Genomic DNA, 23,540 nt, shown 5'->3' on the forward strand with positions numbered 1-23,540 from the left:
TGACCCTAACTAAAATGTATATTTAAAAGTCGTACCAAGGATTTGGATCGTACCAGTATCAAATTCCCCTGACATTTTTCCATTAGCTGTTGAAATACTTGTTGCACGCTTTTTGTCACGGTGTTGATAAACATATCCAAGTGCCATTTCAAGATTTGGCGTAAATTTATAATTTACTCCAAAAGAATACACCTTAGATGTAGTATTTGGAAGCTCTAATCCAGTATGCTTACTGCTTGTAATGTCTTCATCATAGGCAAAGCCAGCCATTAGCCTAAATTTTTCATTTACGTCGTAGGCAAGACCTAGTCTGTATGTATTTGTATCTTTTGCATTTTTAATGACTGGATCATCCATGAATCTTGCAAAAGCTGGATGCGAGTGAGCTGGGCCTTTATCCATGTATTCAAAGTCATAGCCTTTAAATTTAGACCAATACGTCCTCTCAAAAGCTAGCAAAAGAGTAAAGTCGCTAAATTTATATCCAGTTGCAAGCACAAGCTGTGCAGGAAGTGGGATCTCAACTTTTGTTTTGCCATGATAGCTTATAGGAGATAGCGCTCCGTTAAAATCAGCATCTGTATGGCCTTTAAGCTCTAAATTTACATTTGAGCGGTAAGTAACAGCAAAGCTCAAATCCTCAATAGGTCTATAAGTAAGCGCAACATTGTAGCCATAACCCATACCATCGCCTTTTATCTCTCTGTAGCCTATTCGTCCAAAGTCACTTGCTATCTTACCTTTGGTGTAAACGCCTCTAGCACCAAGAGCAACGGCAAGCTTATCGTTTATGCGGTAAGCCACGGTTGGATTTAGCTCAACAACTTGCAGCTTAAACCTTTTAGCGGTAAATGCAGTAGCTGGATCCTCCCATGATACACCAACAGCAGCAGGAACGGCAAGAGCTAAACCAAATTTCCAGTTTTCATAAATTTCTGGCGTTACAAAACTAAATGTACCAGCTAGCGAGTCAAATTTTTCTGACCCATAGCTTTTACCACTATCACTTTTAAACTCAAGCTTATTTATATGAAACCAGCCAAGGGTACTTTCAAAATGGTGAAGCCCGTCTAAAAACATCATATTTGCAGGGTTAAAATACGCCGCATCAGCCCCAAAACTAAAGGCCACGTTACTAGCAGCAAGGCCTAAAGAATCAGCGCTTTGCTCAGGAACCTTATAACCTCCAGCATTTAGCAAAGTAGATGCCATAATAATGCTTAATAGCACTTTTTTCATAGTTTTTCCTTTTCAAAATTTCTTAAAATTTTTATCTCGTCTTCCCAAATACTCTCGTCAATCGTCTCTAATATTAAAGGAATTTCGCCTATTTTATCATCATTTATTATATTTTTAAAAGCGCTAAATCCAAGCTCGCCCTTGCCAAGGCTCTCGTGTCTATCTTTTTTCGAGCCAAGCCCAAATTTTGCATCATTTAAATGCATGCCAGATAAAAATTTATAGCCAATGATCGCATCAAATTCCCCCATCGTCTTGGCGTAAGCTTCTTTACTTCTTAGATCATATCCAGCAGCAAATGCGTGACAGGTATCAAAGCAAACACCAACTCTGTTCTCATCGTCTACTCGCTCTATTAAATAAGCAATCTGCTTAAAACTAAAGCCTAAATTTGAGCCTTGTGCAGCTGTATTTTCGATGACTAGCTTTACACCGCTTGTGCGTTTAAGTGCCACGTTCATGCAGTTTGCGATATTGTCTAAACACTCTCTTTCGCTTATTTGTTTTAGATGTGAGCCTGGATGAAAATTTAAAAGCTCTAGCCCAAGCTTACTGGCGCGATCTATCTCATCTATAAAGGCTTCAAGCGACTTTGCTCTTGCCTCCTCATCCGGATGGCCTAAATTTATCAAGTAACTACTGTGTGGCAAAACATGCTTTGTGCTTATGCCAGAAATTTTTAGATTTTCCTTAAACTGCTCTATTTCACTAGCACTTAGCTCTTTTGCATTCCACTGGCGTTGATTTTTTGTAAAAAGCGCAAAGGCATTTGCTCCTATTTTTGCAGCATTTAAAGGTGCATTAAACACGCCTCCAGCCGCACTTACGTGAGCTCCTATGTATCTCATTTTAACTCTTTTATTATCACTCTTATTTTGTTTTTGCTATCTACAAATTTGACGTAGTTATCGCAAGCCTCGTATTTTATAAAATATGAACTTAGATCTTGACTAAAACCACACTCCGTATTTATCAAGCCTTTGCCTTCATAAATCTTTTCTTTTTGCAAAATTTCTTCAAAAAGGCTCTCATAATGCGGGGCTAGAAAAAATTTCTCATTAAACTCAGTCTTGTTAAAGCAAGCATTATTTATGCAAATTTTATCTCTTATGCTTATGTTTGCGGTGTTTACGCCAGAGCTATAAATTTGCAAATTTAGCTCATTTTTATATTTATGGAAAAATCCAACGTCATTTATCTTGATCATTGGAGAAAATAAAGTAACTTGAAAAGCTTGTGAATTTTGCGGCGTTTTAGTAGCTACGCAACCTGTAAAAATAAAAACAGACAACAAAGTAAATAAAAAATTTTTCAAAAATTTTTCCTTATTAATCTAAAATTAAGTATAAAAGAAATATAATCCCAACTTCATAACCGACATGTGGCCCATTCGTCTAGCGGTTAGGACATCGCCCTTTCACGGCGGTAACACGAGTTCGAGTCTCGTATGGGTCACCACTTCTAAAAATTAAAATCTTATCCATATAAGCTTTAAAATATAGTTAATCTTAAATATTATTTTTAATTTTACTGGACTGTGCCGCTTTCAATTAAATGCGTTATTAAAATTTTAAAACCTAGAAAAATTAATATCGCTCCTCCCAGAAAGAGCGCCTTTTTCTCTAAAATTTCACCCATAAATTTACCTATATAAAAAGCTATCAGGCTTAATGCAAAGCAGACTACACCGATGATAAGCGAGCTTTGAAAGATATTTATCTCTTCAAAGCTAAGTGTGACGCCAACGGCAAGAGCGTCTATACTAGTAGCAAATGCTCCATACAAAATAGTCTTAAATCCTATCTTAAGATACTCACACTCCTCTTTGCTACAGGCCTCTTTAAACATTCTAAAACCAAGAAAGCAAAGTATAAAAATGCGATGAAATGATCAACCGAGCTTATAAATTTTGCAAAACTAACACCTAAAAGATAGCCAAGAAGTGGCATAAGAAACTGAAAAAAACCAAGCATAAAAGCAATAAATAAAATTTTATTAAGAGCTAAATTTTTATACCTTGCGCCATTTGCCATATTTAGTGCCGCACTATCCATACTAAGAGCGAAGCTAAGAAGTAAAAGTTGCATAGTCTTCCTTTAAAAAAAGGGTAAATTCTAGTGCAAAAAGATTAAATTTATTTTAAGTGTTTAGATATTTTTTGTATGATTTTGCTCTAAATTTTAAAAAGGAGAGAAGATGAAAAGATCTCTTGTTATTCTTTGTGGCGCGCTTGCTTTAAATTTACAAGCTGCAAGCATGGATGATATGATAAATAAAGGCGTCAAAATAGCTACTCACGCATCAAGTGGCGACTACAAAAGCCTAGTTAGCGAGGCGCTAAATGCCGCTGTTAGCGAGCTTTCAAAAGAGGGCTTTATAAACAATGCCACAGCTAAAATTCCACTTCCAAAAAGCCTTGAAATGGCTTCAAATTTGGCCAAAAAAGTAGGCGGCGAGAAGTGGGCGCAGGATCTTAGCAAGTCGATAAACAACGCCGCGACCACAGCCGTACCAAAGGCTGCTGAAATTTTTAGCGAAAGCATAAAAAATATGAGCGAAGCAGATGTCAAAAAGCTCTTTAACGGCGGCAGTGACAGCGTTACGAAGTATTTGCAGCAAAGCTCCAGCCAAAAGCTAAAGGCAGCTTTTACGCCGATAATTGAGAAAATGATGAGTGATAATAGCTTTGCTACCGCCTATAATGGGCTAAATTCTTTCATCGTCGGCTCAGCAAAAAATAATGAAACGATAAAATCAGTAAAGAGCCTAGCTAAAAATTTAGGTGCAAGCGAGTATGTGCCAGATGACGGCGAGGATCTAAACGCATATATCACAAGAAAGACGCTAGATGGGCTATTTAACGTGATGAGCGAGAAAGAAAAGGGGCTAAGAAGCGGCTTTAGCCTAGATAGCGGCAAAAAGGTGCTAGACTCGATCTTTAAATGAAAAATTTAAGCGCGCAAAACAAAGCCGACATCGCACTCATCGTAGTTGCCATCGTTTGGGGCGCTACGTTTTTACCTATGGCAAACGCACTAAAAACAAATAGTGTCTTTGTCATGCTCTTTTGTAGATTTTTTATTTCCGCTATCTTTATGGGGCTTATAGCATTTAAATTTTCTAAAATTTTTGATAAAAAAAGTGTGGTTTATGGCATTATCCTTGGCGTAGTTCTATTTGGCTCATTTGTTGCTCAAACTTACGCTCTAAAGCTTACTTTTAGCTCAAGCGTTGCCTTTATTACAGGGCTTGAGTGTGTGATCGTGCCTTTTATGACAGCACTCATTTTTAAAAATAAAATAACCATTTTTGCTATTTTTGGTGCGCTTATTGCCATTTTTGGACTATGGCTTTTAAGTGGAGCCACTCTTGCCTTAGGAGCTGGCGAGGCACTTGCCCTACTTTGTGCCATATTTTATGCACTTTACACGAGCTTAAATGGTCACTTTGTAAGAAAATGCGAGCTTTATCTACTCGTATTTGTGGTATTTCTTACAGTCTCTTTACTCTCATTTGTCTTTGCGTTTATTGAAGGTAGTGTGGTGCCAAATTTTGACAGGGAATTTTTCATAGCGATATTTATCACAACGGTGATTGGCACCATATTTTGCTACTTTGTACAAACCATCGCTCAAAGATATACGACGGCTAGCAAAGCAGCTTTATTTTTCTGTCTTGAGCCAGTTTCTGCTGGCTTTATCGGCTATTTTTTCGCTGGTGAAAAGCTAACACTCATACAAATTTTTGGCGCGATCTTAATAATCTTTGGAGTTATTTTTAGCGAATTTGGTAAAAAATTTTTCTCCAGATCAAAACTAGCTTAAAAGACAAAAAGCTTCATCTGCGACTCTATCTTTTCATCTATAAACTCGCCGTCAAATCTCTCTTTTAACATCGCTAAAACCGCCTTTTCATCGTAGTTTTTAGCTCCATTTATCTCAAGGTGCCAGCAGATGTTCTCAGCAGCTTCCTTCACGCTTCGTCTTGCGATCCTTGTTTCGTTTAAAATTTCACTCTTATAAGCGATCCCTTGCTCATTTAGCCACGCTTCAAGTCTATTTACAACGTTTTTTTGAGAGAGAGTGCGTCCAAATTTTTTAAAAAATGGCTCAATCAAATCAGAGCTTCTAGGCTTATCCCAGCCAAGGTAGAGTTTTTGCTTTGCGATATTATGAAATTTAGCAAAATCTTCATCGCTAGCAATCGCTGGACTCATTGTGCAAATAGCAATATCAAAATGCTTTGTGGGCTTAAATTCTCTCCAAGAGCAAACCTCGCTGGTTAAATTTGTCACGCCAAATCTTTTAGCATCTTCATTTAAAATTTCTATCATATTTTTTGAGCTATCAATGCCAGTTATATTTTTTGCAGTTTTTGATAGAAATATCGTCCAAACGCCGGTGCCACAGCCTATATCAAGAATTTCTTTACCGCTAAAATCAACTCCCCAAGCTAAGGCTTTAGCAAAAATTTGTTGCTGAATAGCACTTACTTTGCCATCAAACCTTTGATAATTTGACGCCTTCTTATCCCATAAATTTTGCATTTTAGCTCCTTATTTTTGGTTATAATTCTAGCAAAAAAGGTCGGAAATGAAAGATTTTATCTACAAAGTAATAATCCCTCCACAAGCCATTGATATGCACGGACATATGAATAATGTCTATTATTTTACTCTTATGCAAGAGGCTGCATTTGCGCACTCTGCCGCGGTTGGCGACACGGTCGAGGCGCAGTATAAAAGAGGCGAGATCTGGCTCATTAGAAAAAATGAAGCCAAATATATAAAAAGCGTAAAATTGATGGATGAGATAGAAATTCACACTTACACACAAGCTGAAGGCAAAGCGACTTCGTGTAGATATTTTGAGTTTAAAAAAGATGACGAGCTAATAGCAACTGGCAAGACCGAGTTTGTCTATATCGATCTAAAAACAAATCGTCCAAAAGCCATTCCGGCTGAGATAATCGCTCTTTACTCGTGATCACACTCATCACAAACGCCTTTTATCACGGCGCTTTTTATATTTTTAGCGACGTTTAGATGAGGCATATCAATGTTTGTGACTTTATGACAGACATCGCAGATAAAGTACGCTTTTGCCTCATTTGCCAGTTCGTAGTAGCTTTTATGATTATTCTCAGTTTTTATGACAAGGCCTTTTTTTTCAAAAATTTCTATGCTTCTATAAAAAGTGGTTTTATTTGCATTAAGGCTTTCTAAAATTTCATCATAGCTTAATGGAGTTTTGGCATTTTGCAAAATTTCAACGAGCTTTATGCGAAAAGTAGTTGCCTTGATACTATGCTCTTCTAAGAAATTTCTTGCATTCATCCTTGCCCTTTTTATTTTTTGTATATTAACGCTAAAAGTTTTAAATTTCATTTAAAAAGCGCTATATTTAGGCTTTCGTTCTTTAAGTTGCAACCAAGTTGCAATCTGCTAAACTTCCGCAATATTTTTTCAAACAAAGGAGAGATGGTGAGAAAGATTTTTGTTTTTTTAGCAGTTTGCGCTTTGTCACTTTTTGCAAAGCCAGTTGTTACGACTAGTATATTGCCTACAAAATTTTTTGTTGAGCAAATCGCTGGTGATACACTAAGCGTAAATACAATGGTTGGCAAAGGTGCTGATCCGCACACTTATGAGCCAAAGCCAAAACAGATGAAGGAGCTTGAAAAGAGCGAGCTTTACTTTGCTATTGGTATTGAGTTTGAAGATACTTGGCTAGAGCGTTTTTCAAAATCTTTTAAAAATTTACACATTGTAAAAACACAAGAAGGCATCGAAAAGATAGCTATGAGTGATGAACACGAACATCATGAACACCATGAACATCACGAGCATAAGCACGAGGGCGAGCATAAACATGAACATCACGAGCATCATGACCATGACCACGAAGCTAGCGAGCATCACCATCATCATGACGGCCTTGATCCGCACATTTGGCTTGATCCGGTTTTAGTAAAAACTCAAGCTGATAATATAGCCAAGGCATTAATAGAGAAATTCCCGCAAAATGCAAAGCTTTATGAGGAAAATTTAGCTAAATTTAAAGCTAGTCTTGACGAGCTTGATAGCTTTATCAAAAATACTCTAAAAGATGTTAAAACTCGCGAATTTATCGTATATCACCCATCTTGGGGATATTTTGCAAAACGCTATAACTTAGAGCAAATCGCTATCGAGATAGAGGGCAAAGAGCCAAAACCAGCTGAGCTAAAAGAGCTCATAGAAGAAGCTAAAGAGCACAGTGTAAAGGTCATTTTCGTGGCTCCACAGTTTCCAACAAAGGCTGCAAATTTAGTAGCAAAAGAGACTAGCTCAAAGGTCATAAGCATTGATCAGCTCCCAGAAAATTGGTTAGATGAGATGAAAAAAACAGCAGAAATTTTTGCTAAGAGTCTATAAAAGATGTTAGCACGCCTGATTGTCATTTGCTTATTTACTATAAATGCCTTCGGGTGTGCTCTTTGCTCACTTTATAGCCCAACCGCTCACGTGAGCGTTAAATTTGACTCAAATGAAAACAATATCACTACAATTGCTTTTTCATGGACATTTTCGCAAAATTTCTCAGAGCTTATGAGGCAAAATTTTGACCTAAATCAGGATGAAAAGATAGATGAAAGCGAGATCAAAAAGATCCGCTTAAATTTACTTGATTATCTTGTGCCAAGGCACTATTTAACAAATATTGAGTACTTTTATAAAGATGAAAATGCTACAAAGCTTGAGTTAAATTTAAAAAAGTATAAACTCTATTTTGATGAGGGCAGATTAAAATTTGATGTTAGTTTTAAGACAAATTTGCTTATCAAAGATGGCTTTGTGGTGTCTGTCGAAATGGACGACAAAGAGGGATATTTTAATTTTAAATTTACACAAAACAACGCATTTTTGGTATCAGATCAGTTTTGGACGATACCAAATCCAAATGCAAATTTAATATTTTTTACATTTTCAAGTAAAGCTGCAGCCAAAGCTCATAATGAAAAGCCTGCATTAAAAGAGCTTCTAAAAGAGCCAAACTCAGTAAATTTTGAAGATGAAAATTTAAGCCAGATCGATAAGATCGATGAAGCTAAGTTTGATCTTGTTTCAAAAACAAGTCTAAGCATGTTTGATAGATTAAAGCAAATTCTAAGAAATTTTGATCAAAGAAGTCCGCTAACTCTGCTATTTTTAGCGCTCATATCATTTGGTTATGGCTTTTTACACGCTGCATCTGCGGGGCATGGCAAGGTGCTTACAAGCTCCTATTTTGCCGCAACTGGTGGAAGCTACGCCAAAGCCTTTTTCTTCTCTTTAAAGATCGGATTTTTACATGTTGTGGGCGCGTTTATTTTTGTGCTTGCTAGTTTTATGATATTACGTGAGATCAGTAGCGATCTGACAAAAGATACAGCAAGCGTTACGACAGCATTTTCTGGCGTTATTATCTTTTTTGTAGCGATTTTTATGCTTTATAAAAAGGTCAAAATTTATCTTTCAAGCAAAAAAGAGTTAAATAAATTTTATATTTTTAGTTCAAGCTTAAGCCAAAATTTGAGTAAAAATACAAAATTTATTAGCGACTGTGGCTGTAATATCTGCACTACAAAAAAACCAAAAAGCAAAGAAGAATGGCTGGTTGCGGCTGCTGCGGCACTTATTCCTTGTCCTGGCACAATACTTGTCTTTGTACTGGCAAATGAGCTAGGTAGCTACTTTGCAGGCGTTATAAGTGGCGTATTTATGGCACTTGGCATGAGCGCAGTGATATTTTTAGCGGCTATTTTTGGAGCCAAGATAAACGAGAGCACAAATATTAAGCTAAAAAAGTTTAAAATCTATGCCGAATTTATGGCACTTAGCGTTATGCTTTGGCTTGGACTTTTTATTTTTACTACTACATTTACGCAAAAGAGTCTGTTTTGAAAGAAATTATAAAAATTAGAAATTTAAACTTTAGCTACGATAAGCAAGTGGTTTTAGAAGGTATCAATTTAGATTATAGTAGCGATGAGTTTTTAGCTATCATCGGCCCAAATGGTGGCGGTAAAAGTACGCTTTTAAAGCTTATCTTAGGGCTGCTTAAGCCTCAAAGTGGCGAGATAAAGCTCTTTGGAAAAGAGCCAAGCGAAGTTAGTAAATTTATAGGCTATGTGCCTCAAAATTTTCTCTCAAATCAAAGCTTTCCGATGATGGTTTTAGAAGTAGTTTTAATGGGACTAATCGATAAAAAAATTTTTGGTTTTTACTCGCGAGATGAGAAACAAATGGCCCTTGGTGCCCTTGAGAAAGTTGGCATGAAAGAATTTGCAAGCGCTAGAATTGGTGAGCTAAGCGGTGGCCAAAGACAGCGTGTATATATCGCAAGAGCGCTTTGTGCAAATGCGAAGGTTCTCGTTTTAGACGAGCCAACAGCTAGTATCGACACAAAGGGCCAGGCTGAAATTTATGAAATTTTAAAAAATATAAATGCAAGCGGTGTTGGCGTAGTTTTAGTAAGTCATGATCTAAATATTGTGCTAAATTATGCTACAAAAATCGCCTATGTGAGTAAAAATTTACATATTCATAAAACTCATGAAGATACCGCAAAAAGAGAATTTATAGAGCATTTAGCAAAATCTCATAGCCATTTTTGTGATGTTGAGATCGCACTTGGTGAATGTGAGTGCAAAATCAAAAGTAATGTTTTTAAGCTAAAGAGATGAAATGAGTGAAATTTTAGAGTTAAATTTTATGCAAAATGCCTTTATTGCTGGCATTTTAGTTAGTATCATTTGTGGGCTCATAGGCTCGCTCGTTGTTATAAATAAAATGACTTTTATCGCTGGCGGTATCGCACACGGAGCATATGGCGGCATAGGACTTGCTTTTTTCTTCTCGCTTGAACCACTTCTTGGAGCTAGCATATTCTCACTCTTTTTAGCCCTTATAATCGCCACTATCACATTAAAAGATAAAACCAACATCGACTCAGTTATCGGTGCTATTTGGGCATTTGGTATGGCTATTGGCATCATTTTTATCGATTTAACTCCGGGATACAATGCCGATCTCATGAGTTATCTTTTTGGCTCTATCTTAGCAGTGAGTGGGCAAGATATAACATTTATGAGTATTTTAGATATCTTATTTTTAGCACTCATTGCCCTTTTTTATCGTCAATTTGTAGCTATTAGTTTTGATGCAGAGTTTGCAAAGTTACGCGGCGTAAATACAACATTTTTTCACTATTTATTAGTGTGCATGATGGCACTTTGTGTGGTGGCTACGATTCGTGTTGTTGGGCTGATTCTAGTCATCGCTCTTCTTACTATACCGCCATATTTAGCACAAATTTTTGCCAAAAGACTGGGGCTGATGATGTTAATCTCTACTGTCTTTTCAGTCGTTTTTTGCTTTAGCGGTCTATTTATTAGCTTTTATTTTAACCTAACAGGCGGAGCTAGCATAATCTTAGTTGCTTCACTTTGCTTTTTTGCTTTTTGTTTTAAATTTAAAAGCTTACGCCAGTAGCCCTTCTTAGCTGATAAAGCGTCCAAAAGACGAAGCAACTGGCTGTGAGATAGACGCTAAAAAATAGAGCCAGCCATATAAATTTTATCTCAAGACCAAAATAAAAAACTACTGCGTAAAAAAGTGATCCTTGAAGCACGAATTGCCTAAATCCATTTAGCAAAAAGATGGCCACTGGGCGTTTTATAGCCTGAAGAGTGCTGCCTGAGACATTTATCGTGCCATAAGCTACGTAAGCAAGAGAATTTATACCAAGATAAAGCCCTGCTATCTCCAAAACTGCCGGCGTATCATCAAAAATTCTTATCATATCTTCACCAAAAAATCTAATAAAAACGCAAGCAAATACACAATAAATAAGTAAAAAAAGAAGCGAAATTTTATAACATTGCTTAGCTCTTTTAAAATTTTTAGCACCATAGTTTCTTGAAACGATACTTAAAACTGCTGCGGCCATACCAATGGTCGGCAATACCAAAATTTGCTCTATCCTTAAAGCTATACCGTACCCTGCTACGGCATTTACGCCATAGTAGCTTATAAATTTTAAAAGTACAAGTGAGCCAAGTGACATCGATAGATAGTTTAAACAAGCTGGTAGAGCTTGCTTTGTAATCTTTGCCCAAATGCTAAAATTTGGCACAAAATAGCTTAAATTTCTTGGCTCAATCATCTTAGCTTTTTTAACTTTTACAAAAAGGTAGATCATGCCCAAAAGCTGAACACCGGCCGTTGCTAGAGCAAGTCCTTTTACACCAAGGCCCAAAATGAATGCAAAAAAGTAGCAAAAAAATGCATTGATAAAAAGGCCATAAAATAGCCAATTGCGGTAACTTTTTGTATCTCCAAGTGCTACAAGCACGCCGTTTAGAGATTTGATAATCAAGAAAAACGGTGCAGCAAGAAAGATAACACCCGCGTAATCAAGCGCCTCTTTTAAATAGTGATGATCAGCCCCTAAAAAAGTGAGCAAGTTTGGTGCTAAAAAATAGCCACAAAACCCCATAAAAATAGCAAATGCTAGCACAAAGATAATTCCATTTGACGCATAAAATTTGGCCATTTTTACTTTTCCTGCTCCAAGACTATTGCCTATTAGCGCAGTTAGTGCTGAGCCAAAACCAAGCCCAATGCCCACAATACTTAGATAAAGCAAAAAACTCATAGCCATACCAGCTACGGCAAGGGTAGAAATTTTTGCTGCAAAAAAAGTGCCAGTAACGTTATAAAGAGTATTAAACATCATTGCGGTGCCGGCTGGAAGCGAAAGCGAAATGATGAGCTTATTTAACGGGTCTTTTAGTAAATCCATGGTTTGATTTTACGTTTTTTATCTTTAAAATTTGTAAAGAAGAAAAATCAACTAAATTTAATAAAAAGCCATTGCTTATAAGCATAAGTTAGGATTGATATCTTTTGGCAACGCATTAAATCTTAGAAAGCTTTTATTTTTATGCTTATAAATTATTTGTGTAAAAATTTGTATTTCTATTAGTCTTTGTTATATTATAAATTTAGTAGGCCAAATATCATAAAAAGCAAGGAAATACCTTGCTAAATTTTATTTATATTTTATGCCCATGCCACCAAATTTAAGTGTATTAGCTGTCTTGTTGTCGGTAGTACTTTCGATTAAGGCTTTAACATCTACTAAGCCTGGCAAGCCCCAAACTTGTTTGCAAAGACCGCCTGTTTTTATAGTTATTCCTATCTCACCAGTAGTATTATTTCCAGGACGTACTTCTAAACACTCATCATCTTTTGCTTTTACTGGTGTTTTTACATTTGACATTTTTTTGACAGCTTCTTTAATATCCGAATCAGTAGCAAATTCGCCTTGTGAAGTGTAGTAAGAACCCAAGTCCGAAATAAGCGTTTGTATATTTGAAGCAGTTTTTGATATCTCTGCATCATCCCTTGTTGCAGCTAATTTTGGTATAGCAACCGCAGCTAATATGCCCAATATAACGATCACGAAGATCAACTCAATCATCGTAAAGCCTTTTTTCATGACTTTCTCCTCCCTGAAATATAAATATTTTCTAAATCGAGCGAATTGTATCATAAATTTCAAAAAAACAATAAAATAATGTACTATATAAAAAATCAAAAATTTGCCGATATAAAAAAGAAAATTAAAATTTAGGGGCGTTATGAAGAGCGTTATACTTTGTCTATTTATCATCACGATTTCATTTTGTAAATATGAATCCTACAAACCTCTCACGGTAGTAAAATATAATGAAGAAAAGGCTCTGCTTGGTAAAAAACTCTTTTTTGACAAAAGACTAAGCCCAAATGAAAACTACTCTTGCCAAACTTGTCACAACTTGTATTGGAATTTAAGCGGAAGCAACCAAGATAGCATGGAAAAAGGCACTTTAAATCCTCCAACCATATTAAATGCTGCAGCAAACTATCTATTTTATAGCGATGCAAAGATTAGCAATTTAAAAGATCAAGTAAAAGAGTCCATAACTTCTAGAATAGAACTAAACTCGGATAACGACAAGATAGTGGATTCTGTAAATAATATCTCTGAGTACAAAATTTTATTTAAAAAAATTTATAATGACGGTATTAATTTTGATAATATTGCAGATGCAATAGCTGAGTTTGAAAAGGCTGTCTTAAGTGTTGATTCGCCATTTGATCGTTTTATATCAGGTGATAACAATGCCATAGATGATAGTGCAAAGAAAGGATTTGAGATATTTAATAATATAGGCTGTGCCGCTTGTCATAATGGTAGAAATTTGGGAGGAAATTTGACACAGGATATTGGCCGAGAAAAAATTTCTGCCTTAGATACAAGCAAAAGATTAAGAAGAGTGCCATCACTAAGAAATATTACAAAAACTGCTCCATATTTATCTCATGGAGAGATAAATGATCTAAAAGAGGCTATAAGCTTTATTGGTAACTACCAGCTAGGATATGAGCTTAGCAAAGATGAAATTGATGCTTTATACTCATTTTTTCTGACATTAAATGGTAAAAAGCCTAGGATACTAAATGAGTACTAAACGAACAAGAACCGTACTTAGCGTCTTAGTAGCTATATTTTTCATTAGTACATTTTTTATATATAAAGCAAATATAGCCATTGATATGGCTCATAAATTTGACGATGGAATTTTAAATCTAAAATTTATAGACAATGAGATAACTTTTTCTTTAAATAATATTTATGATGTCTCGAACTACGACAAACTCAACGCTGATATAAATTCTTTTGATACAAATTTGAGCAACCTTTCAATGCTTAGCGATGAAATGATATTGTTTCATCAAAATGAAATAACAAAAGACCTACAAAATATAAGAGATGTATTTATTAAAAAAGTATTTTTTACACAAAGATCAGCTTATGTAAACTCATCTATAGATTCTTATATCCAAATAAGTCAATATGAGATACAAAATATCGCGCTTCCAAATAAGCTTGAGCCTATATTTTATGCGATAAAAGGTGCTTTAATGCTTAGTCCTGAAGCAATAGATGATATTTCAAAGCAAATAAAAATGTATAAAAACGAGTATAAAGATAACCAAAAAGCTCAAAATGTATTAGACAAGATACTTTATGCAACTCAAGCTACAAAAACTTTACGTACAATCTCAAATAGTGTAAAAGAGCTACACCTTGATAATCTGATAGAAAATTTTAGAAACAAAATCCTAGAATTTCACTCTGATGAGGTGAATAAGGCAAAAATAGCTCAGAGAATTTGCTTACTTACATTTATAATATTTTGTTCATTTGGTCTCTATCAAATTAAAATAGCCTCAGAGCGTTTAAGACAGATAAAACTCTTAAGATCCACGGTTGAAAACGATCATAGCTCTGTTGTCTATTGCGATAAATACAATAGAATTTCATACGTAAATAAAACCTTTGAAGAAAAAACTGGCTACAAGCTAAAGGATGTAATCGGTAAAAATCCTAGAATACTAAAATCATATATGCACCCACAAAGCTTTTATGAATCCATAAAAGATGCTCTGCAAAAATCTCTACCTTGGGAGAGCGATGAGCTTATAAGCAGAACAAAAAGTGGTGATTTTTTATATGAAAAGGTAAAATTTTCACCATTTTTCTTTAAAAATAAATTTGAGGGCTATATAGCGGTAAAACTTGATAGGACTAAAGAGACGCTAATACTAAACGAACTAACTCAAAAAAATGAACAAATAAAAATACAATCTTCGATCGATAAACTAACAGGCTTTGGTAACTACTTTGCTTTAACTGAAATTTTAGACGCGCAAAAAGATGGAGTGCTCATTTGCTTAAGCATTAAAAATTTTAAAATTTTAAGATTCTTTTATCAAACTAAGATTATCGATGCAATGCTAAAAGCAGTAGCTGACACACTAAAGCTTTGCATAGATACTTCTGAGATAAAAGCAAAGCTATTTAGATTTCAAGATGACGCATTTTATATATGGTATGAAGGCGATAACATAGTAAGAGATATTGAATATATAAGAGAATATTTTGGCTCAAATAGAATAAATGTCGCTATTGATGAAAAATTTGAAAATTTACCAGGCATAAAGATGGTGTTTGGTGTTTCATTGCCAAATGATACCCCACAAACTAACCGCCTAATGCAATCAGTCCTTGCAAATCAGCTCGCAATAGAAAATGGTAGCAATATTTACTACTATCTAGAAAATGACGCTATCGAGATGAAATATCACAAAAACCAGCTGGCAGTTCAGCTAATCGAAGATGCTTTAGAAAACGATAGAGTCATCGTAGAAGCACAAGGCATCTTTAACTTAGAAGAAAATGAAACCGAAGCAAAATATTATGAAGTTTTGGTTCGTATAATCGATCAAAATGGCAAGATACACTATCCGGGCGAATTTTTAGATATTGCCATGAAAACGCAACTATATCCGCAAATAACCAAAAAGGTGATAAGTCTTGCATTTGATCTTGCTAAAAGATATCCAGATTATATGTTCTCGATAAATTTATCAATTACCGATATAGCTGATGCTAGTATGAGAGAGCTTATAGAGAGCAAGCTAAACGAGTGCAAAGATCCTAATAAAATTTGCTTTGAAATGCTAGAGAGTGAAGAGCTTAGCGACTACGTTGCGGTAAATTCTTTCATAAAACGCGTCAAAGGCTATGGATGTAAAATTTCGATTGATGACTTTGGCTCAGGATACTCAAACTATTACCGAATTTTGGAGCTTGATATAGACACCATAAAAATAGACGGCTCGATAATCAAAAAGCTTCCATTTGACGAAAATGCTAGAGTTCTAGTAGAAACCATCGTAAGCTTTGCAAAAAAGCAAGGCTACAAAATAGTAGCCGAGTTTGCAAGTTCAGAAGAAATTTTAAACCAAATCAAAAATTTTGGAATACCTTACGCACAAGGTTTCTTACTAGGCAAGCCTCGCAGAATGGAATAGTGGCTAAATTTCTATATCTATCCCAACTGGGCAGTGATCGCTGCCTGTAATATCTGGCAAGATAAATGCGTCTTTTAGCCTATCTTTTAATCCTTGCGAGATAAAGAAATAATCAATCCTCCAACCGACGTTTTTAACCCTTGCGTTAAAGCGGTAACTCCACCACGAGTAAGCGTCCGCCACGTCGTCATTTATGGCTCTAAAGGTATCTATAAAGCCACTTTTTAGCACCTCATCTATCCACGCTCGCTCGATAGGCAAAAAGCCTGAAGTTTTGGCATTTGCCTTTGGATTTTTAAGGTCGATCTCGCGGTGAGCGGTATTTACATCGCCACAAAATATCACCTCTTTGCCGCTTTTTATAAGTTCTTTGCAGTAAGCTAAAAATTTCTCATAAAAGTCCATTTTATAGGCTAGTCGCTCATCATCCTTTTGTCCGTTTGGAAAATAGATATTAAAAAGCACGATATCATTAAATCTATGCTCCAAAACACGCCCCTCCGTGTCGTCGAAAAAAACTGCCTTTTGTGTAGAAATATCAAAATTTGCTAGGCTCATCACGCCAGAGTATCCAGCCCTCTCACCCGAGTTTACACTTATATCTTTAAAACCAAGGTTATAAATTTCTTTTGGCACATCACTTTCTTTGACTTTAATCTCTTGAAGTGCCAAGAAATCAGGCTTTTGCTCTGTAAGCCATGCAAAACCATCTTTTGTTACAAGTGCTCTAAGGCCATTTACATTCCAGCTAATAAGTTTCAAATTTCATCCTTTTTTTAATTATAATTATGCCAAAAATCGCAAAAAGGAAAATTATGAGGAACCAGCCAGAGTATAAATTTTTAAAAAATTTTGGCTATGCAAGAGAGGGTTTGGCTGAAATTTTTAAAAATGAAAAGAGCTTTCGAATAGAAATTTGCATATTTTTATTAGCAACACTATCGCTATTTTTTTGGAAATTCAGCTTTATTTTTAACCTATTTTTGATCTTTAGCATGGCATTTGTGCTAGTTTGCGAGTGCCTAAACTCTGGCTTAGAACGAGTAACTGATCTTGCAAGCCCAGACTATCACGCCCTAGCAAAGGCGGCAAAAGATGCAGGAAGTGCAGCTGTGATGATCGCAAATTTCTTATGTGGCGCGCTTTGGTGCGTGGCAATAGGATATAAAATTTGGGGCTAGTATGAATGAAGAAATTTATAAGGCAATCATTGGCGAGAAAAAGGTAGAAATTATAAATTTGCTAGTTAAAAGCTGTGATGAAAATGGCTTTGTTATGCTTAAAATTTCAGAAATTTGCGAAAAGCTAAACGTGAGCAAACCAACCGTGATAAGCACGTTTAAGCTGCTTGAAGAGAAGAAAATTTTCGAGCGAGTAAAAAACGGAGTTTATAGATTTAAAAATTTATAGTGGCAAGCAAACGCTTACTACCTCTTTTTAGCCGATAGTCTCAGCATTGATCATTCCAAATGTTAAGTAGTTAGTTATCACGACGACCCTAGACGGCTAGCGTCATGAACGCCACCTGTGATCTCGCCGGCTGCATATAAATTTGGTATAGGCATAGCTGTTTGAGAGCTTATGACATGGACTTTTGTATTGATACTTAGACCACCTATTGTGTGGTGAACTTTTGGTGTGCCATGCTCTGCTTAAAATGGCGGATAGGCTATAAAAGTAAAAAAATAATATAAATTTTCTTATAAAATTTTTAAGTAAATAGCTTTAAAAATATTCACTACGACTTCTTTAAATTTATAAATTAGTTGACGAATTTTAGAGTATTTTAGATTTTAGTTTAAGAAAAAAATTTAATTTAGAAGAACGGAGCAAAATTGCTCCATAAATTATTTAACACCAACTATAATTTGAGTTGCTTTAATGATCGCAGTTACTTTATCTCCCACTTTTAAAGCTAGGCTGCTAACTGACTCTCTTGTGATGATAGCTGAAATTTTGTTGCCATTTACATCGATAATAACTTCAGCATTTACAGCTCCGTCTTTTATCTCGCTAACAACGCCTTTGATTTGGTTTGTAGCGCTAAGTTTGATGCTGTCATCTTTTGAAACGATAACGCTTGAAGCTTTGAATAAAAAGATAGCTTTTTTGCCAACTTTAAGATCAAGACCTTTTTCACTATCAACCGTAACAGTTGCTTTTAGCACCTCACCGCCTGCAAGCTTAGCAGATATTAGCGAATTTACCGCACCTATTCTTACTTCTGATATCTCAACATTTAGTTGATTTCTTGCACTTATTGACACTTTGTCTCCTTGTTTTGAATTAAATTATGGTGAAATTGTAAGGTAGAATTATTAAGCAAAACTTAAAAACTATTTATACAAAATTATAATATCAAAAATAAAAATTTTATACTTTTAAATGCCCTAGAAATCGCTATTTTAGAAATAAAATCTAAAAATTTAATTTATATTATTTTAAAAAAAAACGAGAAAAAATATTACTAACTACTACTTCTAAATATCTATTTTTGTAAAATTCTTGTAAATTTGACTTTAAAGATTAGTAAATTTAAAAGTATTTTAAGCTAAAGCAATATTTTTAGGTAAAGAAATAAATTATAAAATTTGAAGTAAAAATTTGAAAGTTTAAATGCCAGCTTCTAGCATAGCTTCTGCTTGATAATGCGTAATAAGTGGCTCAATGATCTCATCAAATAATCCCGCAGCCATAATCGCATCAAGGCGGTAAAGTGTTAAATTTATACGGTGATCACTTATGCGGTTTTGCGGATAGTTGTATGTCCTTATCCTGCCAGAACGATCTCCGGTACCAACTTGGCTCTTTCGCTCACTAGTCTCTTTTGCAAGTCTCTCTTGCTCTTGAAGCTCATAAAGTCTAGCCTTTAGCACCTTCATCGCAGCTTCTTTATTTTTGTGCTGACTCTTGCCATCTTGGTTTGTGACAACAAGGCCTGTTGGTATATGTGTGATCCTAACGGCACTATCGGTTGTATTTACTGACTGACCGCCATGGCCTGAGCTTCTCATCACATCAACCCTTATATCATTTGGATTGATCTCAATCTCGCTATCTTCAACCTCTGGCATAATAGCCACAGTCACAGCTGAAGTATGTACCCTACCCTGACTCTCAGTCTCTGGCACACGCTGAACCCTATGCGTGCCGCCTTCAAATTTTAGTCTTGAGTAAGCACCTTTGCCTTTTATAAGCACGATGATCTCTTTAAAGCCGCCAGTATTGCCTTCGCTTTGGCTAACGATCTCAAATTTATATCCCCGAAGCTCTGCATATCTGATGTAAGCATTAAAAAGATCTCCAACAAATAGCGCGGCCTCATCTCCACCAGTACCTGCACGAATTTCTAAAAATATATTTTTATCATCGTTTGGATCTTTTGGAAGAAGTAAAATTTTAATCTCTTCTTCAAGCTTTTCTCTTGAAATCTCCAAATTTTTAAGTTCCTCTTTTGCTAACTCTCCAAGCTCAGAGTCATCTAGTAAAGCTTTGTTCTCATCAATGTTATTTAAAATTTGTAGATATTTTGTTGCAGCAGATGCAACTGGCTCGATAGATGATTGCTCTTTTGAGAGCTTTGTCATCTTTTCGATATCGTTTGCTATATTTGGATCGCTAAGAAGCGCAGAAATTTCATTATAGCGATCCAAAAATGGATGAAGTTTATCAGCAAACATTAAAATTTATAGATTAAGCAGCTTTTAGAGTGTTTACTAATTGAGCAAGGCGACTAACGCGGCGAGCAGCAGTTTGTTTCTTCAAAAAGCCTCTACTTACGAAGCTATGGATGCTTTTGTTAGCAACTTTTAAAGCTTCATTTGCAGCATTTAGATCTTTAGCTTCTACAGCTACACGCACTGCTTTTGTGATGTTTTTAAGTCTAGTGCGGTAAAATCTGTTTCTCTCAGTTCTTTTTATAGTTTGTCTAGCTCTTTTTTCAGCAGATTTATGGTTTGCCATAATATACCTTTTTGAATAATTTTAGTCGGTGATTATATTAAAGATATAATAAATTTGACCTTAATTTAAGTCATCCTTAATGAAAGTAAAATTTTAGATTTTAAATTAGGTAAATTCTGATAAAATAGCACAATTTTATAATAAAAAGGATAAATTTATGAAACTATTTGGAACGGATGGAGTTCGTGGAAAAGCTGGCGAGAAGCTTTCAGCTCAAACATCTATGCGTCTTGCAATGGCAGCTGGAATTTATTTTAGAAAAACTTCAGCGACAAATGTGATTTTAGTTGGAAAAGATACTAGAAAAAGCGGTTATATGATAGAAACTGCCATCGTTGCGGGGCTGACTGCAGTTGGCTACAACGTCCTTCAAATAGGCCCTATGCCAACACCTGCGATCGCATTTTTAACAGAAAATATGCGCTGCGACGCTGGCATAATGATAAGCGCCTCACACAACCCATACTACGACAACGGCATCAAATTTTTTGATAGCTTTGGCAATAAGCTTGATGAGACTATAGAGGCCGAGATAGAAAAAATATTCTACGACGATGAGCTCATCGCAAACGCTCAAAAGACGATGACAGAGATCGGCGCAAACAAAAGGATCGACGACGTTATAGGCAGATATATCGTACAGATCAAAAATTCATTCCCAAAAGAGCTAAATTTAAAGAATTTACGAGTAGTTTTAGACGTGGCAAACGGAGCTGCTTACAAGGTCGCACCAACTGTATTTAGCGAGCTTGGAGCCGATGTCATCGTTATAAACGACGAGCCAAATGGTAGCAACATTAACCAAAACTGTGGCGCGCTTCATCCAGAGGATCTAGCAAGCGAGGTAAAAAGGCTTCGTGCTGACATCGGCTTTGCATTTGACGGCGATGCTGATAGGCTTGTAGTAGTTGACGAAAACGGCGAAGTTGTGCATGGCGACGCGATACTTGGCTCGTTGGCTGCATTTTTACACGAGCAAAAGGCTCTAAAAGGCGGAGCCATCGTAGCTACGGTGATGAGTAACGCCGCACTTGATGACTATCTAAAAGCTCATAAGATCAAGCTACTTCGCTCAAACGTAGGCGATAAATACGTCCTTGAAATGATGAAAGAAAATGGCATAAATTTTGGCGGCGAGCAAAGCGGTCACGTCATTTTTAACGACTACGCTAAGACTGGCGACGGCCTTGTTACCTCGATGCAAGTTGTCGCAATGATGCTTAAAAAAGGCAAAAAAGCTAGTGAAATTTTTGGCGAACTAAAGCCGTATCCGCAAATTTTGTTAAATTTAAAGATCACAGAGAAAAAGCCGCTTGATAAGATAGAAGGGCTAAAAGAGCTTGAGGCCAGCCTTGCAAAAGATGGCATAAGATCACTTTTTAGATACTCTGGCACTGAGAATTTGATCAGACTTTTGCTTGAGGGTAAAAATCAAACTTTAGTTGAAAAACACATGGATGAAGTTGAAAAATTTTTCGTAAAAGCCTTAAATGCGTAAAAATTTGGTTAAATTTTTCATAGCGTTTTTTATCATTTTTATCGTTGATCAAGCGATAAAAATGATATTTATAGATGGTTTTTTGTGGGAGGGCGAGTTTTTCTCACTAGTTCTTACATATAATAAGGGCGTTGCATTTTCGATGTTTGCCTTTTTAGATGAGTGGCTTAAATTTATCCAGATAGCCCTTATTTTAGGCGTTTTTGTCTATCTAGTCGTTGAGAAGAAGCTGCTTTGCTCGCATGCCATTTGGCTTGGAGCTTTGCTAGGAGCTGGCAGCTCAAATATCACAGATAGATTTATCCATGGCGGCGTCGTGGATTACGTCTTTTGGCACAAGTGGTTTAACTTTGCAGTCTTTAACTTCGCTGATGTGATGATCGATCTTTGCGTAGTGATGATACTTTGGCAAAGTTTTAGAAAAAGGAGAGAGAGTGGGAAATAATATCTACGTCGCATACGCGCTTTGGCTACTTACTGGCTGGCTTGGAGCGCATAGAATTTACCTTGGTAAATTTATCACTGGCTTTTTGATGATGGGACTATTTTTTATCGGCTACTCTTTGCAAATCATCCTTATTGGATATATATTTTTAGCTATCTGGTTTATCTGGTGGATCATCGACGCATTTTTAGTCGGCAGTGGTGTGGATAAAAATTTACAAAAGGACGAGCTAAAAGAGAGACTAAAACTAAAAGATAAAGAGGACGACTTAAAAAGACTTTATGAGCTTTTTGAGAGTGGTGTGATCAGCAAGGCTGAATTTGAAGCTAGAAAAGAGATACTTTTTAGATAAGGAGACGTTATGGCAGAATATTATCTTTACTTAAAATACCTCCACTATTTGTTTTTCATATCGTGGATGGCAGTGCTGTTTTATCAGCCAAGGCTCTACGTTTATCACGTAGAAAACATGGACAAACCTGACTTTATAAAAGTGGTTGAGGTGATGGAGTATAAGATGTATCACTACATCGGTTGGGTCGCACTGATTGGCTCATTTTTTACTGGCATTTTGATACTTATCGCGATGCCTGATCTTATAAAAACTGGTCACATACACGTCAAAATTTTAGTTGTCATCTTAATGGCTATCTATCACCTAGACCTTGGACGCTACATGAAGCAGCTCAAAGAAAAACGCTGTAACAAAAGTGGCATCTTCTTTAGAGCTTACAACGAAGTGCCAACTATCGCGATGCTTATCATCATCTGGGTCATGATAGTAAATCCATTTTAAGGGAATTTGATGAAGAAATTTTTAGCGTTTATTGCTTTGCCGGCACTCTTACTTGCAGCGACTCAGTACTTTGAGCCGATGCAGATAAAATTTGACAACAGATTCTACTCGCTAGCAGGCTCAGCCAAGCCTGTGCCAAATTTATTCACGCAGGAGTACTTACTGCCTGGCGAAAAGCTAGATAGTTTTAGCTACATGCTCTCGCTAAACACGCTTAAATTTGATGCTACGCCAGAGCAAGCAGTCGAGCAAAAGATAAATGATCTAAAAGAACTAAAAGCAAAAGGGCTAAAAGTGGCTTACAAAAAAGGCTCGCTCGCAAATGAAATTTATCTTGATATCACAATATTTTCAAATCTAAATGGTGTGCCAACAGCAGAACACTCGATATATCGCTACACCAAGCAAAGTGGAAATTTAGTCCTTTTTACCATCCAAAGGCGCGCTTATAAAAAAGAGGGCATTCAAAGATTTGCTACAAATTTCACGATCGAGTCGCAAGATTTTAGCAAAAAAGCCCTAGCCACCCCTTTTCCACAAATCATCAATAGATAGAAAAATTTGAGTGTAAATTTAGCCTTTGCACTCAAATTTTAAAACCAGACTTAATAAATTTATCTAAAAATAAAACGAATAGTTATATGATAAG

General features: G+C 36.0%; 27 protein-coding genes, 1 tRNA gene and 2 pseudogenes. 17 read left to right on the forward strand and 13 right to left on the reverse strand.

Features of this window, described 5'->3' with window-relative positions:
- Window positions 1-9: 9 nt before the first annotated feature.
- Genes F3G69_RS06155 through F3G69_RS06165 form a run of 3 tightly spaced genes read right to left on the reverse strand, consistent with a single transcriptional unit; the run spans window position 10 to window position 2,554 of the window.
- Window positions 10-1,239 (reverse strand): OmpP1/FadL family transporter, encoded by a 1,230-nt coding sequence (locus F3G69_RS06155; RefSeq protein ID WP_149714707.1) that lies wholly within the window; start codon window positions 1,237-1,239, stop codon window positions 10-12.
- Window positions 1,236-2,087 carry a deoxyribonuclease IV gene (gene nfo / locus F3G69_RS06160; protein ID WP_149714708.1) on the reverse strand — a complete coding sequence of 284 codons (852 nt, stop codon included), beginning with the start codon at window positions 2,085-2,087 and terminating at the stop codon, window positions 1,236-1,238. The genes F3G69_RS06155 and nfo overlap by 4 nt, the downstream gene beginning before the upstream one ends.
- Entirely contained in the window at window positions 2,084-2,554 is a 471-nt protein-coding gene (locus tag F3G69_RS06165; protein WP_149714709.1) for a hypothetical protein, read from the reverse strand. The genes nfo and F3G69_RS06165 overlap by 4 nt, the downstream gene beginning before the upstream one ends.
- 68 nt (window positions 2,555-2,622) lie before the next feature.
- On the opposite strand from F3G69_RS06165, the gene F3G69_RS06170 reads away from it, so the two are divergent.
- Window positions 2,623-2,697, forward strand: a tRNA-Glu gene (locus F3G69_RS06170).
- Window positions 2,698-2,766: 69 nt separating this feature from the next.
- Here F3G69_RS06170 and F3G69_RS06175 read toward each other — a convergent pair.
- A pseudogene (locus F3G69_RS06175) lies at window positions 2,767-3,212 on the reverse strand (manganese efflux pump MntP).
- A 223-nt stretch (window positions 3,213-3,435) separates the two neighbouring features.
- Between F3G69_RS06175 and F3G69_RS06180 the strand changes: the two are divergent.
- Together F3G69_RS06180 and F3G69_RS06185 are read left to right on the forward strand one after the other, a co-directional pair.
- Entirely contained in the window at window positions 3,436-4,185 is a 750-nt protein-coding gene (locus F3G69_RS06180) for a DUF4197 domain-containing protein (RefSeq protein ID WP_021090355.1), read from the forward strand.
- Window positions 4,182-5,063: a DMT family transporter gene (locus F3G69_RS06185; protein WP_149714710.1), complete on the forward strand. Its 882-nt coding sequence runs from the start codon at window positions 4,182-4,184 to the stop codon at window positions 5,061-5,063. The genes F3G69_RS06180 and F3G69_RS06185 overlap by 4 nt, the downstream gene beginning before the upstream one ends.
- Here F3G69_RS06185 and F3G69_RS06190 read toward each other — a convergent pair.
- Window positions 5,060-5,785: a class I SAM-dependent methyltransferase gene (locus tag F3G69_RS06190; protein ID WP_149714711.1), complete on the reverse strand. Its 726-nt coding sequence runs from the start codon at window positions 5,783-5,785 to the stop codon at window positions 5,060-5,062. The genes F3G69_RS06185 and F3G69_RS06190 overlap by 4 nt on opposite strands.
- Window positions 5,786-5,831: 46 nt before the next feature.
- Between F3G69_RS06190 and F3G69_RS06195 the strand changes: the two genes are divergently transcribed.
- Entirely contained in the window at window positions 5,832-6,224 is a 393-nt protein-coding gene (locus F3G69_RS06195) for an acyl-CoA thioesterase (RefSeq protein WP_072594025.1), read from the forward strand.
- On the opposite strand, the gene F3G69_RS06200 is transcribed toward F3G69_RS06195, so the two are convergent.
- The gene (locus F3G69_RS06200; protein ID WP_084109795.1) at window positions 6,215-6,574 is read right to left on the reverse strand and encodes a Fur family transcriptional regulator; all 360 of its coding nucleotides are present in this window, start codon (window positions 6,572-6,574) and stop codon (window positions 6,215-6,217) included. The two genes, F3G69_RS06195 and F3G69_RS06200, sit on opposite strands and share 10 nt — an antisense overlap.
- Window positions 6,575-6,721: 147 nt before the next feature.
- Between F3G69_RS06200 and F3G69_RS06205 the strand changes: the two genes are divergently transcribed.
- The 4 genes from F3G69_RS06205 to F3G69_RS06220 are packed head-to-tail and all read left to right on the forward strand — an operon-like array spanning window position 6,722 to window position 10,753.
- The gene (locus F3G69_RS06205) at window positions 6,722-7,654 is read left to right on the forward strand and encodes a metal ABC transporter solute-binding protein, Zn/Mn family (protein WP_149714712.1); all 933 of its coding nucleotides are present in this window, start codon (window positions 6,722-6,724) and stop codon (window positions 7,652-7,654) included.
- Between the two features lie 3 nt (window positions 7,655-7,657).
- Window positions 7,658-9,163, forward strand: coding sequence for a nickel/cobalt transporter (locus F3G69_RS06210; RefSeq protein WP_149714713.1), 1,506 nt, complete (start codon window positions 7,658-7,660; stop codon window positions 9,161-9,163).
- Window positions 9,160-9,945 carry a metal ABC transporter ATP-binding protein gene (locus tag F3G69_RS06215; protein WP_085657950.1) on the forward strand — a complete coding sequence of 262 codons (786 nt, stop codon included), beginning with the start codon at window positions 9,160-9,162 and terminating at the stop codon, window positions 9,943-9,945. Before F3G69_RS06210 ends, F3G69_RS06215 begins: the two co-directional genes overlap by 4 nt.
- 1 nt (window position 9,946) lies before the next feature.
- Window positions 9,947-10,753, forward strand: a complete 807-nt coding sequence (locus F3G69_RS06220) for a metal ABC transporter permease (RefSeq protein WP_087586738.1) — start codon at window positions 9,947-9,949, stop codon at window positions 10,751-10,753.
- Here the strand turns inward: F3G69_RS06220 and F3G69_RS06225 are convergent.
- Together F3G69_RS06225 and F3G69_RS06230 are read right to left on the reverse strand one after the other, a co-directional pair.
- Entirely contained in the window at window positions 10,734-12,065 is a 1,332-nt protein-coding gene (locus F3G69_RS06225) for an MATE family efflux transporter (RefSeq protein WP_149714714.1), read from the reverse strand. The genes F3G69_RS06220 and F3G69_RS06225 overlap by 20 nt on opposite strands.
- Before the next feature lie 249 nt (window positions 12,066-12,314).
- Complete coding sequence (locus F3G69_RS06230) at window positions 12,315-12,764, reverse strand: type II secretion system protein (RefSeq protein WP_072594030.1); 450 nt, start codon at window positions 12,762-12,764, stop codon at window positions 12,315-12,317.
- Window positions 12,765-12,906: 142 nt separating this feature from the next.
- On the opposite strand from F3G69_RS06230, the gene F3G69_RS06235 reads away from it, so the two are divergent.
- Together F3G69_RS06235 and F3G69_RS06240 are read left to right on the forward strand one after the other, a co-directional pair.
- On the forward strand, window positions 12,907-13,779 hold the full coding sequence (locus F3G69_RS06235; RefSeq protein ID WP_149714715.1) for a cytochrome-c peroxidase: 873 nt from the start codon (window positions 12,907-12,909) through the stop codon (window positions 13,777-13,779).
- Window positions 13,769-16,189: a bifunctional diguanylate cyclase/phosphodiesterase gene (locus F3G69_RS06240; protein ID WP_149714716.1), complete on the forward strand. Its 2,421-nt coding sequence runs from the start codon at window positions 13,769-13,771 to the stop codon at window positions 16,187-16,189. The genes F3G69_RS06235 and F3G69_RS06240 overlap by 11 nt, the downstream gene beginning before the upstream one ends.
- A 3-nt stretch (window positions 16,190-16,192) precedes the next feature.
- Here F3G69_RS06240 and F3G69_RS06245 read toward each other — a convergent pair whose 3' ends face one another.
- Window positions 16,193-16,951 (reverse strand): exodeoxyribonuclease III, encoded by a 759-nt coding sequence (locus F3G69_RS06245; protein ID WP_103600709.1) that lies wholly within the window; start codon window positions 16,949-16,951, stop codon window positions 16,193-16,195.
- 53 nt (window positions 16,952-17,004) lie between these two features.
- On the opposite strand from F3G69_RS06245, the gene F3G69_RS06250 reads away from it, so the two are divergent.
- Both F3G69_RS06250 and F3G69_RS06255 read left to right on the forward strand, forming a co-directional pair.
- Window positions 17,005-17,370 (forward strand): diacylglycerol kinase, encoded by a 366-nt coding sequence (locus tag F3G69_RS06250; RefSeq protein ID WP_103600710.1) that lies wholly within the window; start codon window positions 17,005-17,007, stop codon window positions 17,368-17,370.
- A 1-nt stretch (window position 17,371) separates the two neighbouring features.
- Complete coding sequence (locus tag F3G69_RS06255; RefSeq protein WP_103600711.1) at window positions 17,372-17,599, forward strand: replication/maintenance protein RepL; 228 nt, start codon at window positions 17,372-17,374, stop codon at window positions 17,597-17,599.
- A gap of 27 nt (window positions 17,600-17,626) precedes the next feature.
- Here F3G69_RS06255 and F3G69_RS09595 read toward each other — a convergent pair.
- The 4 genes and pseudogenes from F3G69_RS09595 to rpsT all read right to left on the reverse strand — a co-directional run.
- Window positions 17,627-17,862 (reverse strand): annotated as a pseudogene (locus F3G69_RS09595) (FAD-binding protein); the annotation flags it as partial.
- A 174-nt stretch (window positions 17,863-18,036) separates the two neighbouring features.
- Window positions 18,037-18,456 carry a TOBE domain-containing protein gene (locus tag F3G69_RS06265; protein ID WP_103600430.1) on the reverse strand — a complete coding sequence of 140 codons (420 nt, stop codon included), beginning with the start codon at window positions 18,454-18,456 and terminating at the stop codon, window positions 18,037-18,039.
- 345 nt (window positions 18,457-18,801) lie between these two features.
- Window positions 18,802-19,869 carry a peptide chain release factor 1 gene (gene prfA, locus F3G69_RS06270; RefSeq protein WP_107698425.1) on the reverse strand — a complete coding sequence of 356 codons (1,068 nt, stop codon included), beginning with the start codon at window positions 19,867-19,869 and terminating at the stop codon, window positions 18,802-18,804.
- 13 nt (window positions 19,870-19,882) lie between these two features.
- Window positions 19,883-20,152, reverse strand: coding sequence for a 30S ribosomal protein S20 (gene rpsT / locus F3G69_RS06275; RefSeq protein ID WP_004317319.1), 270 nt, complete (start codon window positions 20,150-20,152; stop codon window positions 19,883-19,885).
- A gap of 157 nt (window positions 20,153-20,309) precedes the next feature.
- Here rpsT and glmM point away from each other — a divergent pair, with 157 nt between their 5' ends.
- The 5 genes from glmM to F3G69_RS06300 are packed head-to-tail and all read left to right on the forward strand — an operon-like array spanning window position 20,310 to window position 23,446.
- Window positions 20,310-21,650, forward strand: a complete 1,341-nt coding sequence (gene glmM, locus F3G69_RS06280; protein WP_149714717.1) for a phosphoglucosamine mutase — start codon at window positions 20,310-20,312, stop codon at window positions 21,648-21,650.
- The gene (gene lspA, locus F3G69_RS06285) at window positions 21,643-22,095 is read left to right on the forward strand and encodes a signal peptidase II (RefSeq protein WP_149714718.1); all 453 of its coding nucleotides are present in this window, start codon (window positions 21,643-21,645) and stop codon (window positions 22,093-22,095) included. Before glmM ends, lspA begins: the two co-directional genes overlap by 8 nt.
- Window positions 22,085-22,447 (forward strand): NINE protein, encoded by a 363-nt coding sequence (locus tag F3G69_RS06290; protein WP_149714719.1) that lies wholly within the window; start codon window positions 22,085-22,087, stop codon window positions 22,445-22,447. The genes lspA and F3G69_RS06290 overlap by 11 nt, the downstream gene beginning before the upstream one ends.
- Window positions 22,448-22,456: 9 nt before the next feature.
- On the forward strand, window positions 22,457-22,891 hold the full coding sequence (locus tag F3G69_RS06295) for a CopD family protein (RefSeq protein ID WP_149714720.1): 435 nt from the start codon (window positions 22,457-22,459) through the stop codon (window positions 22,889-22,891).
- Between the two features lie 9 nt (window positions 22,892-22,900).
- On the forward strand, window positions 22,901-23,446 hold the full coding sequence (locus F3G69_RS06300; protein ID WP_103600480.1) for an HI_0983 family protein: 546 nt from the start codon (window positions 22,901-22,903) through the stop codon (window positions 23,444-23,446).
- The last annotated feature ends 94 nt before the right edge of the window (window positions 23,447-23,540 follow it).

It is taken from the genome of Campylobacter concisus (genome assembly GCF_902460625.1).
GTDB lineage: Bacteria > Campylobacterota > Campylobacteria > Campylobacterales > Campylobacteraceae > Campylobacter_A > Campylobacter_A concisus_AD.

Coding starts and splice junctions, on each gene's coding strand:
- F3G69_RS06200 (WP_084109795.1), bottom strand. CDS start 6,574: ATGAATGCAAGAAATTTCTTAGAAGAGCATAGTATCAAGGCAACTACT.
- F3G69_RS06300 (WP_103600480.1), top strand. CDS start 22,901: ATGAAGAAATTTTTAGCGTTTATTGCTTTGCCGGCACTCTTACTTGCA.
- prfA (WP_107698425.1), bottom strand. CDS start 19,869: ATGTTTGCTGATAAACTTCATCCATTTTTGGATCGCTATAATGAAATT.
- glmM (WP_149714717.1), top strand. CDS start 20,310: ATGAAACTATTTGGAACGGATGGAGTTCGTGGAAAAGCTGGCGAGAAG.
- F3G69_RS06235 (WP_149714715.1), top strand. CDS start 12,907: ATGAAGAGCGTTATACTTTGTCTATTTATCATCACGATTTCATTTTGT.
- F3G69_RS06250 (WP_103600710.1), top strand. CDS start 17,005: ATGAGGAACCAGCCAGAGTATAAATTTTTAAAAAATTTTGGCTATGCA.
- rpsT (WP_004317319.1), bottom strand. CDS start 20,152: ATGGCAAACCATAAATCTGCTGAAAAAAGAGCTAGACAAACTATAAAA.
- F3G69_RS06195 (WP_072594025.1), top strand. CDS start 5,832: ATGAAAGATTTTATCTACAAAGTAATAATCCCTCCACAAGCCATTGAT.
- lspA (WP_149714718.1), top strand. CDS start 21,643: ATGCGTAAAAATTTGGTTAAATTTTTCATAGCGTTTTTTATCATTTTT.
- F3G69_RS06210 (WP_149714713.1), top strand. CDS start 7,658: ATGTTAGCACGCCTGATTGTCATTTGCTTATTTACTATAAATGCCTTC.
- F3G69_RS06155 (WP_149714707.1), bottom strand. CDS start 1,239: ATGAAAAAAGTGCTATTAAGCATTATTATGGCATCTACTTTGCTAAAT.
- F3G69_RS06225 (WP_149714714.1), bottom strand. CDS start 12,065: ATGGATTTACTAAAAGACCCGTTAAATAAGCTCATCATTTCGCTTTCG.
- F3G69_RS06190 (WP_149714711.1), bottom strand. CDS start 5,785: ATGCAAAATTTATGGGATAAGAAGGCGTCAAATTATCAAAGGTTTGAT.
- F3G69_RS06255 (WP_103600711.1), top strand. CDS start 17,372: ATGAATGAAGAAATTTATAAGGCAATCATTGGCGAGAAAAAGGTAGAA.
- nfo (WP_149714708.1), bottom strand. CDS start 2,087: ATGAGATACATAGGAGCTCACGTAAGTGCGGCTGGAGGCGTGTTTAAT.
- F3G69_RS06230 (WP_072594030.1), bottom strand. CDS start 12,764: ATGAAAAAAGGCTTTACGATGATTGAGTTGATCTTCGTGATCGTTATA.
- F3G69_RS06295 (WP_149714720.1), top strand. CDS start 22,457: ATGGCAGAATATTATCTTTACTTAAAATACCTCCACTATTTGTTTTTC.
- F3G69_RS06240 (WP_149714716.1), top strand. CDS start 13,769: ATGAGTACTAAACGAACAAGAACCGTACTTAGCGTCTTAGTAGCTATA.
- F3G69_RS06220 (WP_087586738.1), top strand. CDS start 9,947: ATGAGTGAAATTTTAGAGTTAAATTTTATGCAAAATGCCTTTATTGCT.
- F3G69_RS06180 (WP_021090355.1), top strand. CDS start 3,436: ATGAAAAGATCTCTTGTTATTCTTTGTGGCGCGCTTGCTTTAAATTTA.
- F3G69_RS06185 (WP_149714710.1), top strand. CDS start 4,182: ATGAAAAATTTAAGCGCGCAAAACAAAGCCGACATCGCACTCATCGTA.